We start from the raw sequence: 15857 nt of genomic DNA, 5'->3' as shown, positions 1-15857 counted from the left end.
GACAGATTCCCATGGCTGCACCGAAAGTCGTGATCGTCGGCGCCGGCATCGTCGGCACCTCCCTGGCCGACGAACTCACCGCGCGCGGTTGGACCGACGTCACGGTCCTCGACCGCGGCCCGCTCTTCGCCACCGGCGGCTCCACCTCGCACGCACCCGGTCTCGTCTTCGCGACCAACCCGTCCAAGACGATGACCGAGCTCGCCTCCTACACGATCGAGAAGTTCTCGTCGTTGGAGCATCCCGACGGCTGGTGCTTCAATCCGGTGGGCGGCCTCGAGTTGGCCACCACCCCCGAGCGGTGGGACGACCTGCACCGCAAGGCCGGCTGGGCCGCGTCCCGCGGTGTCGAGCACCACCTCATCAACGCCGCGGAGTGCGCCGCGATGTACCCGCTGATCGACCGCGATCTGGTCCTCGGCGGCCTGCACACCCCCAACGACGGCCTCGCCAAGGCGATGCGCGCCGTGGAGGCCCAAGCGCACCGGGCCATGTCGCGGGGTGCGGTGTTCCGCAGCGAGCAGGAGGTGATCGACGTCGTCGAGAACAACGGCGAGGTGTGCGGCGTACGCACCGCGAACGGCGTCGTCGACGCCGACATCGTGGTGTGCTGCACCGGGTTCTGGGGACGCGAGTTCGGCCGGCGGGTGGGGCTGACCATTCCGCTGGTGCCGATGGCCCACCAGTACGCGATCACCACCGCCGTCGACTCCCGACGCGGCATCAACTCCGCACTGACCGAGGCCTCGCTGCCGATCCTGCGGCATCAGGACCATGACCTCTACTACCGCGAGCACGGTGACCGCATCGGCATCGGCTACTACGGGCACCGCCCGATGCCCTCGGATGTGGGCAATCTCGACTACGACAGCAAGATCTCGCTCGACGAGATGCCGTCGAAGCTCATGTTCACCCCGGACGACTTCGACGACGCGTGGCAGCACACCGTCGCGTTGCTGCCCGAGCTAGGCGGCGGGAAGGTGGAGGAGGGCTTCAACGGCATCTTCTCGTTCACCCCCGACGGACATTCGATCATGGGTGAACACCGCGACCTCGCAGGCTTCTGGGTCGCCGAGGCCGTCTGGGTCACCCATTCCGCCGGCGTGGCGAAGACCATGGCCGAGTGGATGATCGACGGTACACCCGGCGTCGACGTGCACGAGACCGACCTCTACCGCTTCGAGGATGAGGCGCTGTCCGACGACGTCATCCTCACCACCAGCTCCCAGTCGTTCGTCGAGGTCTACGACATCGTCCACCCGCACGACCAGCGCCGCGCACCACGCAACGTCCGCACCAGCCCCTTCCACGACCGGGCGGCCGACCTCGGCGCACAGTTCTGGGAGAGCGGACTGTGGGAGCGCCCCGCCTGGTTCGAGGCCAACCGGCCACTGCTCGACCAGAAGGTCGCCGACGGCCTGCAGATCCCGCACCGCGACTCCTGGTCGGCCCGGCACTGGTCGCCGATCTCGGTCGCCGAGGCCGCGCACACGCGCAGCCACGTCGCCGTGTACGACATGACCCCGCTGACCCGGTTCGAACTCTCCGGGCCGGGCGCCCTCGCACTGCTGCAGCAGCTCACCACGAACAAGTTGGACAAGTCCGTGGGTTCGGTGACGTACACGCTGATGCTCGACGACAAGGGTGGCGTCCGTTCGGATCTGACCGTCGCCCGCCTCGCCGAGGACGTGTTCCAGGTGGGTGCCAACGGCCCGCTGGACTTCGACTGGATCGGCCGGCATCTCCCGGCGGACGGTTCGGTGACGTTGCGCGACATCACCGCGGCCACCTGCTGCCTCGGACTGTGGGGGCCGCTGGCGCGCGATGTGCTGGCACCACTGACCCCCGCCGACCTGACCAATGACGGGTTGCGGTACTTCCGCGCGATGACCACCACCGTCGGCGCGGTCCCGGTGACGCTGATGCGGGTGTCGTACGTGGGTGAACTCGGCTGGGAGATCTACACGTCCGCGGCCAACGGCCGCGCCCTGTGGGACACCCTGATGTCGGCGGGTGAGCCACACGGCATCATCGCGGCCGGCCGGATCGCCTTCAACAGTCTGCGTATCGAGAAGGGGTACCGCTCGGCGGGTACCGACATGACCATCGAACACACGCCCGCCGCCGCCGGACTCGACTTCGCCGTGCGGATGTCCAAGGAGGATTTCGTCGGAAAGTCCGCACTCGCCGAACGCGGAGCTCCGAAGACCCTGCGCACCCTGCGGTTCACCGATCCGGCCGCCGTGGTCCTCGGCAAAGAGCCGGTCGCGGTGGATGGGGTCGTGGTCGGCTACATCACCAGTGCCGGATGGTCGGCGACCATCGGCGCCTGCCTCGCATATGCCTGGTTGCCCACCGATGTCGCCGACGGCGCCGAAGTCGGCGTCGCCTACCAGACCACCCGCTACGCAGCCGTCGTCGTCGCCGACCCGGTGGTCGATCCCGAGATGGCGCGGGTGAGGGGATGAGACAGATCAGCCTATTCGGACTAGTTCCACTGGTCCGATCGTGGATAGACTGGCCACATGAAGGTTGTCACCAGCACCGAGGCGAAAGCTCGGCTCAACGCGATCCTGGCCGAGGTCGAACGCTCCGGGGCCACCGTGACCATCACCAATCACGGCCGGCCCGTCGCCGTGCTCTCGCCTGCGCACGCACGGCCCCGCACCTTCGGTCAGCTGCCCAACGTCGTCGTGCCGGAGTCGTTCGACGACCCGCTCCCCGCCGAGGAACTCGCGGCCTGGGAAGGCTCGCGGTGACGGCATATCTGCTGGACACCAACGCCTTCTTATGGCTGGTCACGATGCCGGCGAAGATGTCCGACCCGGCCCGTGAGGCTCTTGCGGACCAGACCAACGACCTCGCCGTGTCCGCAGCCTCATGTTGGGAGATCGCGATCAAGACCCGGCTCGGCCGGTTCGACGGAACTCCAGTCCTGTCGTCGTGGACGGAGACCCTGGAGACGATGAACGTCACAGATCTCTCGATCGACTCCGCGGATGCGGCGATGGCGGGTCAGCTCGCGTGGGATCATCGTGACCCGTTCGACCGAATGATCGTCGCTCAGGCGGCACGTCGTGGACTCACCGTCGCGACGAGTGACCAGCGCGTCCTCGACGGCGCGAGAACACCCGTCCTCGACACCCGCCGATGACACCCACCGGTAGCCTGAACGGCGTCATGGCAGACGAACGCGCAGAGTCCGACCGCCCGGGTGCAGTCGATCGGGCACTGCAGGTGATGGAGCTCATCGGTGTCGCCGGTTCGGCAGGTGTCACCGAGCTGGCCCTGGAGTTGGGCGTGCACAAGTCCACCGTCTCGCGCATTCTCTCGTCGCTGGAGGCGCGCGGATTCGTGGAGCAGGTGCCGGACGGGCGTAAGTATCGAATCGGGCTGACCATCGTCCGGCTGGCCGGATCGACCATGGCAACCCTCGACATGACCAAATGCGGTCAGGACACCTGCGACGCCGTGGCCACGCAGACCGGCGAGACCACCAACCTCGCGGTCCTCAACCAATCGCAGGCGATCAACGTCATCGAGGCGGCCGGCTCGTCGAGCGTCGCGCTGCAGACCTGGGTCGGGCAGGCGTCACCGGCGTACGCGACGTCGTCGGGCAAGGTGCTGCTCGCCGAGCTCTCCGAGACCGAACTCCGCGAGAAGCTGGCCGGCGAGCTCGAACGGTTCACCGACGCCACCATCGTCGACATCGACGAGCTGGTCGAGGAGGTTCGTACGGTCAAGCGCCGGGGCTGGGCGATGGCGGTCGAGGAGCTCGAGGTGGGGCTGGTCGCATTCGCCGCACCCGTCCGTGATCACACCGGAGAGCTGGTCTGGGCATTGAGCGTGTCGGGGCCGCGTTACCGTCTCGATCCCGACGACGCGGCAAAGATCGTGGCGACGGTGACCACCGCGGCCGCCGACCTCAGCCGGTTGTTCGGCTATCGCGCGGCCGGGTCGGCCGGCGCCTGACTCTGCGTGGTCGTGTTGATCCGCAGCCGACGCTGACGCACGCGTCCCTCCTCCGAGCCGTACCCCTGCCGGTCGGCGGCGTGGGCCAGGCGCCGGTCGATCGGTGTGGTCCAGTCGATGTCGACCTGCGCGTCGAGCGCAGCGAGCCGCTCCTGGAGCGCAGTCTGCTGTTCGTCGGTGCACTGTTCACCCAGGGTCTCGTACAGCGCCCGCAGCCGCCGCTGCACCTGGATCGATCCGCGGCCGAAGTGCCGGACCTGATCGGTGGCGATGCCGACATAGTCGCCCCAGGTGCGCCGGTAGCCGCCGATCAGCGTCAACGTGCTGTGCTGTTCCTCCGCGGCAACACGCGGTGCCAGCATCAGCAACAGATCACCGGCGTGGTCGATCGCCTGCACCGCCCGGCTGGGATCGTTGACCGACGGTGAGAGTGCCTTGAGCGCGACGTCGGAGATCGCCTGCAGGGCCGCCGCCGGACTCACCGACGGCCCGTGGCTGTCCCCGAACAACAGACACGACAGCAACTGCTGGGAACGCACGTCGCGGTGATCGCCGACGATCTCGAAGACATCCGCATGGTGCGGCACATAGTCGCCGACACCCACCAGCAGGTCGACCCGCACATCCCAACGGTCGGCGAGTCGCTGGATGCGGTCGAGGTTGATCGCGAGCAGCACCCGCCCCTGGCTGGGTGCGTCGCGCAGGGTCACCGTCATGCTCACCGGCCGGGGGTCGTCGATCAGAGTGGCCGACCCGCTGATCGCCGCACCGGCGATCGTCGGTTGATGATCCGGATACTGCCGGACGACGGCCAGCCGACCCTGCGATTCGATCCATCGCAGCAGCTGGGTGGAATTGAGGATGCTGCCGACCTTGCCGATGAGCATGATGAACATGAAGGCGCTCGCCAGAGTGAGGGCGATGGCGATCGACGTCGACACGGCCGGCGCGTCGGAGCCGTCGGAGACCGCCGTGAGGTCGACCGCCACGATCACGGTGAACGCGAACGTCGACAGGAACAGTCCGACCGATCCGCGCATCACCCGGTCCTGCTGCAGCATCGGGATCACTCGGATGGAGATCTGCGAGGCACCGAATTGCATCGCCAACGTCACCGCGGTGAACACCAAACCGGTGAGTGTGGCCATCGCGCCGGCGATCACACCCAGCAGGGTTGCGGTGGTCCCGGCGTCGAGAACGTAGGTGGCGAACGAGTCGTCGAGGGAGACAGCGATCAGGCCGCCCACGATCGCCGCGGACACCATCAGTGTCGGCAGCCGCCACGGCGGCTCGCGTTTCAGTTCGCGGCGGGTGCGACGCCAGCGCACCGCGGTGATCAGCCGGCCGGGCCTGCGACGCGCCGCGACCGGTTCTACCCGCGGTTCGCGCGGCGCGGCGGCCGGCTGCTCGGGCAGGCCGAACCGGCCGGCCACCGCCTCCTGCACGACGATTTTGGCGCGCACGATCGGTTCCCGATATCGCATCTCGCGGTCGAGTGCTTTCTGCTGTTTGCGGGGGCGCTCGCCATACCGCCACCGCGCCCACGGTGAGCGGGGCCGGGCCACCCGGATCGCGGTGAACAGCAGCAGGAACGGGAAGAACAACCCGATCAGACCCGTCCACACCTTGCCCTTGAGCAGCGTGATGATCGCCAACGCGACATTGATCGCCACGGCTATCACCAGACCGATGCGGGTGGAGTTGTCGGCGGCGTCGCGGAAACCGCCGACGACGTCGTCGGAGGCGAGCGGGTGCACCCCCATCAGGAACAGCAGCCCGATCGCGATCGCCACGAACACGGCGTCGATCGAGGTGCGACCCTCCTCCGACCAGTACACATCGCGCAGATGCAGGAGCAGCGCGAACTCGTCGAGCACCAGCGCCGCACCGATGCCGAACAGCGCCGCCAGGATGCAGTCGGCGACGGGTGTGCGGAACGGGTCCACGACAAAGAACCCGAAGCCCGACAACAGCATCAGCACCATCCCGAAGAACACGTGATGCACATGGACCCCGCCGGGGGTGACGTTGCCCGGCCACCAGCTGACCTCGGCCCGGATCATCCGCACACTGAACCGGATGAACAGGAAGGTGATCACGAAGGCGACGAGCAGGAAGAACAGTGGCAACCGACCCTCGTCGACGATCGTCTGATCGAACCACCGCGCCATGGATGTGACACTACTGCGAAACCGTCCACCCGCAGGGTATCGCTGCACATCCCGAGCGGGGGACGGTCAGAACCGAACGGCGGCCCGGGCAGCGAGTTGCTGTGTCAGCTCCTCGGCATACGACAGTTGGCGGGTGAGCTTTCGGCACGCTTCCTGCGCGCGGTCGTGGAACTCGGCGAGCTCGGTTGCTGCGGCGACCTTGCGGTCGGCGGTCGCGTCCGGGTCGTCGAGCACGGACTCCGCGTCGAGCAGGCGGCGCATGTCGTCGAGGCTGAATCCCGCCGGCTTCATCCGGCGGATGACGAGCAGTCGATCGATGTCGCCACGGGTGTACAGCCGGAAACCTCCGGCCGACCGGGCCGATGGCGCAGCGAGTCCGACCTCGTCGTAGTGCCGAATGGTTTTGATGGACAGTTCGGTGCGGTTGGCCACCTCACCGATCTGGAACAGGTCGTCGGCGGTGTCCGGCGCCTGCGTGTCCGGCCCTGGGTTCCCGGTCATGGTCTCAGTGCGCACCGGCGAGATGGCCGCTGAGTCGTTCGTGACGTTCGGCGCTGCTGTCGTTGAGCCCGACGATGGTGGCTGTCTTGCCTTTGGCCGCGTACTTGGTGGTGATGGCATCGAGGGTGGCCACCGTCGAGGCGTCCCAGATGTGCGAGTCGCTCATGTCGATGACGACGTTGCGCGGATCGCCCACGTAGTCGAACTGGTAGACGAGGTCATTGCTGGAGGCGAAGAACAGCTCGCCGCGCACGGCATAGACGCGGGTGTCCTCGTCGGGATGGGCCACGTCGACGACCTCGGTCAGATGCGCCACCCGACGGGCGAAGAGCACCATCGCGGTGATGACACCGACGATCACGCCGTAGGCCAGGTTGTGGGTGACGACGGTGACGACGACGGTGGCGAGCATGACGGTGATCTCGCTTTTGGGCATGCGCCGCAACGTCTTCGGGTTGATGCTGTGCCAGTCGAAGGTGGCGACCGACACCATGATCATCACCGCGACGAGCGCAGCCATCGGGATCAGCGCCACCACATCCCCCAGGCCGACGACGAGGATGAGCAGGAAGACACCGGCGAGGAAGGTGGAGATGCGCGTCCGCGCGCCGGAGGACTTCACGTTGATCATCGTCTGGCCGATCATCGCGCAGCCGCCCATGCCGCCGAAGAAGCCGGTGACGATGTTCGCCACGCCCTGGCCGACGGCCTCGCGTGACTTGTCGGAGTGGGTGTCGGTGATGTCGTCGACGAGCTTGGCGGTCATCAGCGACTCCAGCAGTCCGACCAAAGCCATCGTGAACGCATAGGGCGCGATGATGGTGAGCGTGTCCCAGGTGAACGGGATGTCGGGGATGAGCCAGGCGGGCAGACTGTCGGGCAGTTCCCCCTCGTCACCGACGTTGGGTACCGAGAGACTTGCGGCGATGGTCACCGCGGTGAGCAGCACGATGGCCACCAGCGGAGCGGGGATGACGGTGGTCAGTCGCGGCATCAGCACGATGATGGCGATGCCGATCGCCACCATCGGATACACCAGCCACGGCACCCCGAGCAGATGCGGCAGCTGAGCGCTGAAGATCAGGATCGCCAGCGCGTTGACGAAGCCGACCATCACGCTGCGCGGGATGAACCGCATCAGTTTCGCCACGCCGAGCCCGCCGAGCAGCATCTGGAAGATGCCGGCCAGGATCACCGCGGCGATCAGGTAGTCGAGGCCGTGGCTGGCCACCAGCGGCGCCACCACCAGCGCGACCGCGCCGGTGGCCGCAGAGATCATCGCGGGCCGGCCGCCGACAATGGCGATGGTGACCGCCATCGTGAACGAGGCGAACAGCCCGACGCGCGGGTCGACACCGGCGATGATCGAGAACGAGATCGCCTCCGGGATCAGTGCGAGTGCGACGACGAGGCCGGCGAGGACCTCGGTGCGGAGTCGACGCGGCGAGCGCAGCGCGGCGATGACCGACTGCTCGCGCTGGGGCGAGACCACGGTGGTCGACGACATGGACATCTCCTTCGGGCCGCCGCCAAGCGCACGACGGCACACGGTGATCTCGTCACCTACAACGATGCTGGGCGCCGACCGCATCATTGCGATCGGCGAGACGAATGCCGGCGGCCACCGCGCCGGCGACACGCGGAACTCTACCCTTCGGGGAGGGTAGGGTTGCAAATCCGCAAGCGTCGATGTGGTGCAGAACACCCGACTGCTGATCAAGCAGCCCGAGGCGCTAGCCGAGGGCGTATCGAGATCCCCCCGCACACTCAGAACGGTGGTGGGTTCTGCTTGTTCCAGCGTTCCATCGCGCGTGTGTCGGCGCGCTTGACCGACCTCGAGCGTCGGTCGCGGATGGTGTCGATGCGTTGTCGGGCCGGATCGTCGGGTGGCCGGGTGCTGCAGGTCAGCGACCCGAACAGATCACGCCCGGTGAACGCGTTACCCAGGTAGGTATGACCGGTCGGTGATTGGAAGAACACCGTGCCCAACGGATCCTGATAGTCGCGCCACCCCGTCGCGAACGTTTTGATCCTGTGATGAAACCTGCACAGCGGCTTGAGGTTTCGCGCATCGGTCGCACCACCTTCGCCGTGCGGAACCGAATGGTCGACATCGGCGTGATAGGCACGGTTGTTGCAGCCGGGAAAGCTGCAACACAATTCGCCCGCCCGGATCAGGTCGGCGAGCTTCTTCGACGGTGCATACCGGTCGGCCTGTGCGAGATTGGTGGTGTCGGGGGTGACGTAGCAGCGCTTGGCCTCGGCCAGCAAGGCGCGGGCGGTGTCGGCGTCGATGATGCCCTGGCCGTCGAGGAAGGCCGGATCATCGTCGTGGCCGAGCAGGGTGCTCAGATTCACCACGATGTGGAAGGTCGGACGCGGTGCGCAGTCCGACGTGTCGGCATCGGCATCGGCATCGGCATCGGCATCGACTGATGCGGCCGGAGCGACGTCCTGTTCGCCACTGTTTTCGGCCTCACCACTGACCTCGGCGTCATCGGTCGTGCAGACCTCGCAGCCGCACACCAACCGGTCGGCGCCGTCGGCGAGGGCGACCAACGCATCGGCGCGGCGCTGGGCCGCGGTGCGCGGGTCGTCGGGATGCACGCCAGCAGCCATCGCCGACAGACGGGCATCAATCGCGGCGGCCTGCTCGGCCGGCAACACACCCCCGATGCGGGACTGTCCCGGCGTGTGGCGGTCGGGTCGCACACTGATGTCGCGGTCGGCATCCACGCGTTCTCGGCGGCGACGCACCGCGGCCGGGTCGACGTCGGCGATCAACTTGTCGATCATCGTGGTGAACCGAGTCATCGACATCGGCTCCCGCGATTCGATGGCCGCGGCGATCTCTTTGTCGAGCACGTCGAACTTCGCGGAGTCGACCAGGGTGGTGCGACGCACCACCAGCAGAAACCGCGCCAGATCGATCCGCCCGGCACCCAGAGTGGCGCCGGTGAACGGCAATTGGTGACGCAACACGCTGCCGGCCTCGATGAACTCCCGCGCCCGCCCAGGCGGCACCGTCAACGCGGCACCGACCTCGGCGATGGCCATCTCCAGGCCGGTGGGCCCGTACTGAGCGCGCGGGTCCTCCCCGGCCGCCGCGCGCAGTGCGAGGCGTTCCAGGTTGGCCAGCGAAGTCTCCGACTCACCGAGGGCGGCGGCCAACCGCACCAGATGATCTTGTTCGCGTTCCTCATGGATCAGGCCGGCCGCCTGCAACATCCGGTAATCGGCCGATGCGCGCACCGCGTTCGTGTGATGGAGCACCTCGACCAACTCGGTGGCCGAGTGCTGTTCATCGTCGGCCATCTGGGCCAACGCCGGTGCGCTCGATTTCATGACACCAAGCTATCGGCAACCACCGACAAGTTTCGTCGCCGCAGCTCAGCGCACCTTTCGAGCTGTGCACAACGAGCCCGCCAACCGAGTAGAACCCCGGGGCGAGCATGATCGACCCATGAGCACAATCGTCTTCGTCCACGCGCATCCCGACGACGAGGGGACCGGTACCGCCGGCAGCATGATCCGTGCATCGCGCGAAGGCCACCGTGTGGTGGTGGTCTACTGCACCGACGGCGATCCCGGCGACGTCCCGGACGATCTGGCACCCGGTGAGACCATTGTGAGCCGTCGGCGCGGTGAGGCCGAAGCGTCCGCACGCATCACCGGCACGGCCCGGATCGCGTGGCTCGGTTACGGCGACTCCGGGATGACCGGATGGGCGCAGAACAACGTCGACGGGGTCTTCTCGCGCGCCGACCTCGGCGAAGCGGCCCGTCGTCTGGCCGACATCCTGGACCAGGAGTCCGCCGATGTCGTCGTCGGCTACGACTGGCACGGCGGCTACGGCCATCCCGATCACATCATGCTGCACCACACCACCCGCGCCGCAGCCGAACTCGCGTCGAAGCGACCCCGCTACCTCGAGGTCACCATGAACCGCGACCTCATGCGACAGTTGTTCACCCTCGCCAAAGAGATGGGCATGGAAGGATTCGATCCGGACCTGCGCGGCGATGACGGGAACCCGATCGGCACGCCCGAGGCCGAACTGCATTGGGCCGTCGATCTCGGCGACGACGTGATGACCAAACGCGAGGCGCTCGCCTGTCACGCCAGCCAGACCGACGTCCGCCAGCTCCTCGAGCTACCGGTCGAGATGTTCCCGTTCGCCTTCGGGACGGAGCACTACATCGAGCCCGGGCGGCCGGAAGGCATGGTGCAGGGCTGGTGGCTGGACGAGGGGCAGCGTGGAATACTGCCGTGATGTTCGATTCACGCGAGGGGAGATCGACGATGCAGTACGACGAAGTGATCCTTGGGCGTCGCAGCATCCGCGGGTTCACGCCGGACCCGGTCCCGCGCGAGCTGATCGAGGAAATCCTGGCCCTCGCGATGCGAGCCCCGTCATCGATGAACACGCAGCCCTGGAATTTCCATGTGATCACGGGAGAGCCGCTCGATCGCATCCGGGCGGGAAACACCGAGCGCAACCTCGCCGGCGTGCCCCATTCACGCGAGTTCCGGACGGGCGCCGAGAAGTTCACCGGCCCACATCGTGAACGCCAAGTCCGGGTTGCCAAGCAGCTGTTCGGCGCGATGGGTATTGCCCGCGACAACACGGAGATGCGGCACGACTGGGTGCTGCGGGGGTTCCGTCAGTTCGATGCCCCGGTCTGTGTGATCGTGACCTACGACCGCATTCTCGACGGCAGCGACGACACACCATTCGATTGCGGCGCGGTCTCCACCGCGCTGGTCAACGCGGCCTGGTCGCGCGGGTTGGGGGCGGTGATCAACAGTCAGGGCATCATGCAGTCGCCCGTGGTGCGAGAACATGCCGGCATCCCGGACGACCAAGTGATCATGAAGAGCATCGCGCTGGGCTGGCCGGATCACACCTTCCCGGCCAATGCCGTGGTCTCCGAACGTAAGTCGGTTGAGGAAGCCGCCACCTTTGTGGGGTTCGAACAGTAGCCGAGTCGCAGTGTCACGCGCCGACGGCGGCACCCGTCTGAGGCGGATTCGCCTCGAGCGCCTCGTTCTCCTCCGGACTGAACGCCCGTGAGCGCGAGAGAAAGCGAACGCCTTCCGGCGCTTCCAGACTGAACCCGGCACCACGGCCGGTCACCACGTCGAGGATCAGTTGCGTGTGCTTCCACAGCTCGAACTGATCTCCGTTGATCCAGACCCGCACGGCGGGAAGGGGTTCGGTCAGTTCGATCTCACCGACGAGGACGTCGCGCTGGCCGACGCGGTACTCGCCGACCGGATAGCACATGGGGGCCGAGCCGTCACAGCATCCACCTGACTGATGGATCATGAGGCCGCCGTGCAGCTCCGACAGTTTCGTCAGGAGCTGCACGGCGGTGTCTGTGGCGACCACCCGATCAGGAACCTGCTGGTCCGACACGGGTTTTCACCTCTGCTTTCTGGGTTGCGCCTCGGATCAGAAGAAGCCCTTGGCATTCTGGGCGTAGCCGACCAGCAGGTTCTTGGTCTGCTGGTAGTGCTCGAGCATCATCAGGTGGGTCTCACGCCCGATGCCCGACTGCTTGTAACCACCGAATGCGGCGTGGGCCGGGTAGTCGTGATAGGTGTTGGTCCACACGCGACCGGCCTGGATCTCGCGGCCGGCACGGTAGGCGGTGGCGCCGTCGCGGCTCCACACGCCGGCACCGAGGCCGTAGAGGGTGTCGTTGGCGATGTGGATGGCGTCCGCGTAGTCGGAGAACGTGGTCACCGCGAGCACCGGCCCGAAGATCTCCTCCTGGAAGATGCGCATCTTGTTGTGGCCGTCGAACACGGTCGGCTTGATGTAGTAGCCGCCCGACAGGTCGCCGCCGAGATCGGCGGGCTCGCCACCGGTGAGCACTTTTGCGCCCTCCTGCTTGCCGATCTCCAGGTACGAGCTGATCTTCTCGAACTGGTCGTTGGAGGCCTGGGCGCCCATCATCGTGTCGGTGTCGAGCGGGTTGCCCTGCTTGATCTGGCCGACCCGGTCGACGGCCTTGGCGATGAAGTCGTCGAAGATGTTCTCCTGGATGAGTGCGCGGCTCGGGCAGGTGCAGACCTCGCCCTGATTCAGCGCGAACATCGAGAAGCCTTCCAGCGCCCGGTCGAGGAACCCGTCGTCGGCGCTCATCACGTCGTCGAAGAAGATATTCGGGCTCTTGCCGCCCAGCTCCAGGGTGACCGGGATCAGGTTCTCCGAGGCGTACTGCATGATCAGGCGGCCGGTGGTGGTCTCACCGGTGAAGGCGATCTTGCGGATGCGGTTGCTGGAGGCGAGCGGCTTACCTGCCTCGACACCGAACCCGTTGACGACGTTCAGGACGCCGGCGGGCAGCAGGTCGGCGATGAGGCTCATCAGGTAGAGAATCGATGCGGGGGTCTGCTCGGCCGGCTTGAGCACCACCGCGTTGCCTGCGGCCAGTGCCGGGGCCAGCTTCCACACGGCCATCAGGATCGGGAAGTTCCACGGGATGATCTGTCCGACAACGCCGAGCGGCTCGTGGAAGTGGTAGGCGACGGTGTCCTCGTCGACTTCGGAGATCGAACCCTCCTGGGCACGCAACGCGCCGGCGAAGTAGCGGAAGTGGTCGATGGCCAGCGGGATGTCGGCGGCCAGGGTCTCGCGGACGGCCTTGCCGTTGTCCCAGGTCTCGGCGACGGCAAGTTTCTCGAGGTTCTCTTCCATCCGGTCGGCGATGCGCAGCAGGACCAGCGACCGCTCGGCAACCGGCACCTTGCCCCACTGCGGGGCGGCCTTGTGCGCGGCGTCCAGCGCGAGTTCGATGTCCTCGGAGGTCGAGCGGGCGACCTCACAGAACGTCTTGCCGTCCACCGGTGACGGGTTCTCGAAGTACTGTCCCTTCACCGGCGGCGTCCACTGGCCGCCGATCCAGTTGTCGTAGCGGGACTCGTAGCTCATCACCGAGCCGTCGGTTCCGGGTTTCGCGAAGACGGTCATCTACTGCTCCTCATGCTGTTCCGATTGAGGTGTTCTCCGGTGGTGTCACCCGCCCCACGCAACGGGGTCGATGTGATCTGATGCACAGCGTAGGAGCGGCCGCGTTGCACCTACGTTGCAGTCACGTACAGAACGTTGCAACACAGCGAAGTACCAGGTCAGCAACCCATTCGAGACCGTCGAGCTCAGCGGACGGCGCGCTGTATCCCGGCCAGACCCGCACGGAGCAACTCCGGCGAGCAGCCCACATTGAGCCGCGCGAACCCCGTGCCCGCACGACCGAACGCGGGTCCGGAGTGCAGGGCCACCCGCCCCTTCTCCAGGATCGCAGCGGCGGGGTCGTCGCCGAGGCCGGTGGCCCGGAAGTCGAGCCACGCCAGGTACGAAGCCGCCGGTCGGTGCAGCGTCACCTCGGGCAACTCGGCCTCGAGCCAGCCGGACAGCAGATCCAGGTTCCCGACGAGGACCTCGAGTGTCGCGTCGAGCCAGTCGTCCCCCTTCGCGAACCCTGCCGCGGTCCCCGCGCGGCCGATGATGCTGGTGCGCACACCCACCTCCTCGGGCTGGCGGTCCAGCGTCGCCCGCGTGGTGTCCGACGCGGCGATCATCAACGCGCACTTGGCACCGGCGATGTTGAAACCCTTGCTCGCGGAGTGGGCGGCGATGCCGACCTGCCGTGCGATGTCGCCCGTCGCGAGGAACGGCGTGAACTCCCGGCCGGGATGGACCAGCGGCGCGTGGATCTCGTCGCTGATCACCATCGCACCGTGTGTCGCGGCGAGTTCGGCCAGCGCGACGAGGTCGTCGGCCGGATGGATCAGGCCGAGCGGATTGTGCGGGTGACACAACAGCACCGCGCGCGCCCCGGCCGCGAGTTCACGGCCGATCCCGTCGAGGTCGAGCGACCAGGTGCGGTCCTCGTCGCACCGCAACGGCACCTCGCACACCTGCCCGCCGGCCTCGGGGATGAGTTCGAAGAACGGCGGATACACCGGCGGGGTGATGATCACCCGATCACCCGGGGAGATGGCGACCCGCAACGCCTCCACGATCACCACGCTGACGTCGGTGGTGAGGCGGATGTCGGTGGGAGCGACGTCCCATGCCCAGCGGCGCTGCGCGAACCCCGCGAACGCCTCCCCGACCGCGCCCGCGCCGCCCGAGTAGCCGACGTCGGAAGCGCGGATCTGGTCGATCATCGCGTCGGCGACCACCGGCGCGAGCTCGAAGTCCATCTCGGCGACGAACATCGGCACGACGTCATCGGGGTACGCGCGCCACTTGATGCTGGTGCGCCGGCGCAGTTCGGACAGGTGGGGAGCATGCGGTCGCATCGTCACCCGTCCTGCTTACCACCGCCCAGGACAACCTGATTCGGACAATGACGCAGCGGCTTTCCTTCGGCAGACTGGAACTCATGACGTTCACAGCTCGCGATTTCCCTGTCCGCGTCGGTGTCCAGCTGCAGCCGCAGCACGCCCCCCAGTATCCGATGATCCGCGACGCGGTCCGCCGCGCCGAGGACATGGGCGTCGACATCGCGTTCAACTGGGATCACTTCTACCCGCTCTACGGCGACCCCGACGGTGAGCATTTCGAATGCTGGACGATGCTCGGCGCGTGGGCCGAACAGACCAGCCGCGTGGAGATCGGTGCGCTGGTCACCTGCAACTCCTACCGCAACCCGGAGTTGCTCGCGGATATGGCCCGCACCGTCGACCACATCTCGGACGGCCGTCTCATCCTGGGTATCGGATCGGGCTGGTTCCAGAAGGACTACGACGAGTACGGCTACGAGTTCGGCACCGCCGGCGGACGACTGAACGACCTCGGCGAGTCGCTGCCCCGGATCGCCGACCGGCTGGGCAAGCTGAATCCGCAGCCCACCCGCGACATCCCGGTGCTCATCGGTGGCGGTGGGGAGAAGAAGACGCTGCGCTACGTCGCCGAACACGCGAACATCTGGCACTTCTTCGTCGACGTGCCCACCTATGAACGCAAAGCGGACATCCTCGCCGACCACTGCGCGACGGTCGGCCGCGACCCCATCCAGATCGAACACTCCGCCGCGCTGCAGGCGCGGACCGTCGACGACGCGCTGCGCGAGGCCGACGAACTGGTGAAGGCAGGTATCTCGCTGCTCACGGTCGGGTCGAGCGGCCCCGACTACGACCTGTCGGTTCTCGAAGCCGTCTGCAAGTGGCGCGACAGTCAGAACAGCTGATCGGACACCT

General features: G+C 67.0%; 14 protein-coding genes. 7 read left to right on the top strand and 7 right to left on the bottom strand.

The window, feature by feature from the left end:
• Window positions 1–11 precede the first annotated feature (11 nt).
• From NWF22_RS10500 to NWF22_RS10485, 4 genes are read left to right on the top strand one after another with little or no spacing between them, the layout of a single operon-like run.
• A complete protein-coding gene (locus NWF22_RS10500; protein WP_160901663.1) occupies window positions 12–2468 on the top strand; it encodes a GcvT family protein in 2457 nt (818 codons plus the stop codon).
• 57 nt (window positions 2469–2525) lie between these two features.
• Window positions 2526–2759 (top strand): type II toxin-antitoxin system Phd/YefM family antitoxin, encoded by a 234-nt coding sequence (locus tag NWF22_RS10495; RefSeq protein WP_160901662.1) that lies wholly within the window; start codon window positions 2526–2528, stop codon window positions 2757–2759.
• On the top strand, window positions 2756–3154 hold the full coding sequence (locus tag NWF22_RS10490) for a type II toxin-antitoxin system VapC family toxin (protein ID WP_160901661.1): 399 nt from the start codon (window positions 2756–2758) through the stop codon (window positions 3152–3154). Before NWF22_RS10495 ends, NWF22_RS10490 begins: the two co-directional genes overlap by 4 nt.
• Before the next feature lie 26 nt (window positions 3155–3180).
• Window positions 3181–3972, top strand: a complete 792-nt coding sequence (locus NWF22_RS10485; RefSeq protein WP_160901660.1) for an IclR family transcriptional regulator — start codon at window positions 3181–3183, stop codon at window positions 3970–3972.
• On the opposite strand, the gene NWF22_RS10480 is transcribed toward NWF22_RS10485, so the two are convergent.
• The 4 genes from NWF22_RS10480 to NWF22_RS10465 form a co-directional block, all read right to left on the bottom strand.
• Window positions 3942–6143 (bottom strand): DUF2254 domain-containing protein, encoded by a 2202-nt coding sequence (locus tag NWF22_RS10480; protein ID WP_160901659.1) that lies wholly within the window; start codon window positions 6141–6143, stop codon window positions 3942–3944. The genes NWF22_RS10485 and NWF22_RS10480 overlap by 31 nt on opposite strands.
• Window positions 6144–6209: 66 nt before the next feature.
• Window positions 6210–6644 carry a MerR family transcriptional regulator gene (locus tag NWF22_RS10475; protein WP_160901658.1) on the bottom strand — a complete coding sequence of 145 codons (435 nt, stop codon included), beginning with the start codon at window positions 6642–6644 and terminating at the stop codon, window positions 6210–6212.
• Between the two features lie 4 nt (window positions 6645–6648).
• Complete coding sequence (locus NWF22_RS10470; protein ID WP_373691993.1) at window positions 6649–8157, bottom strand: SulP family inorganic anion transporter; 1509 nt, start codon at window positions 8155–8157, stop codon at window positions 6649–6651.
• A 254-nt stretch (window positions 8158–8411) separates the two neighbouring features.
• Window positions 8412–9989, bottom strand: a complete 1578-nt coding sequence (locus NWF22_RS10465; RefSeq protein WP_160901656.1) for an HNH endonuclease signature motif containing protein — start codon at window positions 9987–9989, stop codon at window positions 8412–8414.
• Between the two features lie 118 nt (window positions 9990–10107).
• Here NWF22_RS10465 and NWF22_RS10460 point away from each other — a divergent pair, with 118 nt between their 5' ends.
• Window positions 10108–10917: a PIG-L deacetylase family protein gene (locus NWF22_RS10460; protein ID WP_160901655.1), complete on the top strand. Its 810-nt coding sequence runs from the start codon at window positions 10108–10110 to the stop codon at window positions 10915–10917.
• Window positions 10918–10946: 29 nt separating this feature from the next.
• Window positions 10947–11627, top strand: coding sequence for a nitroreductase (locus NWF22_RS10455; RefSeq protein WP_160901654.1), 681 nt, complete (start codon window positions 10947–10949; stop codon window positions 11625–11627).
• A gap of 13 nt (window positions 11628–11640) precedes the next feature.
• On the opposite strand, the gene NWF22_RS10450 is transcribed toward NWF22_RS10455, so the two are convergent.
• The 3 genes from NWF22_RS10450 to NWF22_RS10440 all read right to left on the bottom strand — a co-directional run bounded on the left by NWF22_RS10450 (window position 11641) and on the right by NWF22_RS10440 (window position 14963).
• Window positions 11641–12063 carry a DUF779 domain-containing protein gene (locus NWF22_RS10450; RefSeq protein WP_160901653.1) on the bottom strand — a complete coding sequence of 141 codons (423 nt, stop codon included), beginning with the start codon at window positions 12061–12063 and terminating at the stop codon, window positions 11641–11643.
• 36 nt (window positions 12064–12099) lie between these two features.
• Complete coding sequence (gene exaC, locus NWF22_RS10445; protein WP_160901652.1) at window positions 12100–13623, bottom strand: acetaldehyde dehydrogenase ExaC; 1524 nt, start codon at window positions 13621–13623, stop codon at window positions 12100–12102.
• A 185-nt stretch (window positions 13624–13808) separates the two neighbouring features.
• Window positions 13809–14963: a MalY/PatB family protein gene (locus NWF22_RS10440; protein ID WP_373691992.1), complete on the bottom strand. Its 1155-nt coding sequence runs from the start codon at window positions 14961–14963 to the stop codon at window positions 13809–13811.
• Window positions 14964–15040: 77 nt separating this feature from the next.
• Between NWF22_RS10440 and NWF22_RS10435 the strand changes: the two genes are divergently transcribed.
• The gene (locus NWF22_RS10435; RefSeq protein WP_160901651.1) at window positions 15041–15847 is read left to right on the top strand and encodes an LLM class F420-dependent oxidoreductase; all 807 of its coding nucleotides are present in this window, start codon (window positions 15041–15043) and stop codon (window positions 15845–15847) included.
• Window positions 15848–15857 lie beyond the last annotated feature (10 nt).

It is taken from the genome of Gordonia mangrovi (genome assembly GCF_024734075.1).
GTDB lineage: Bacteria > Actinomycetota > Actinomycetes > Mycobacteriales > Mycobacteriaceae > Gordonia > Gordonia mangrovi.
Note: the sequence above shows the minus strand (reverse complement) of the source record. Positions and strands in the feature narration are given on the sequence as shown.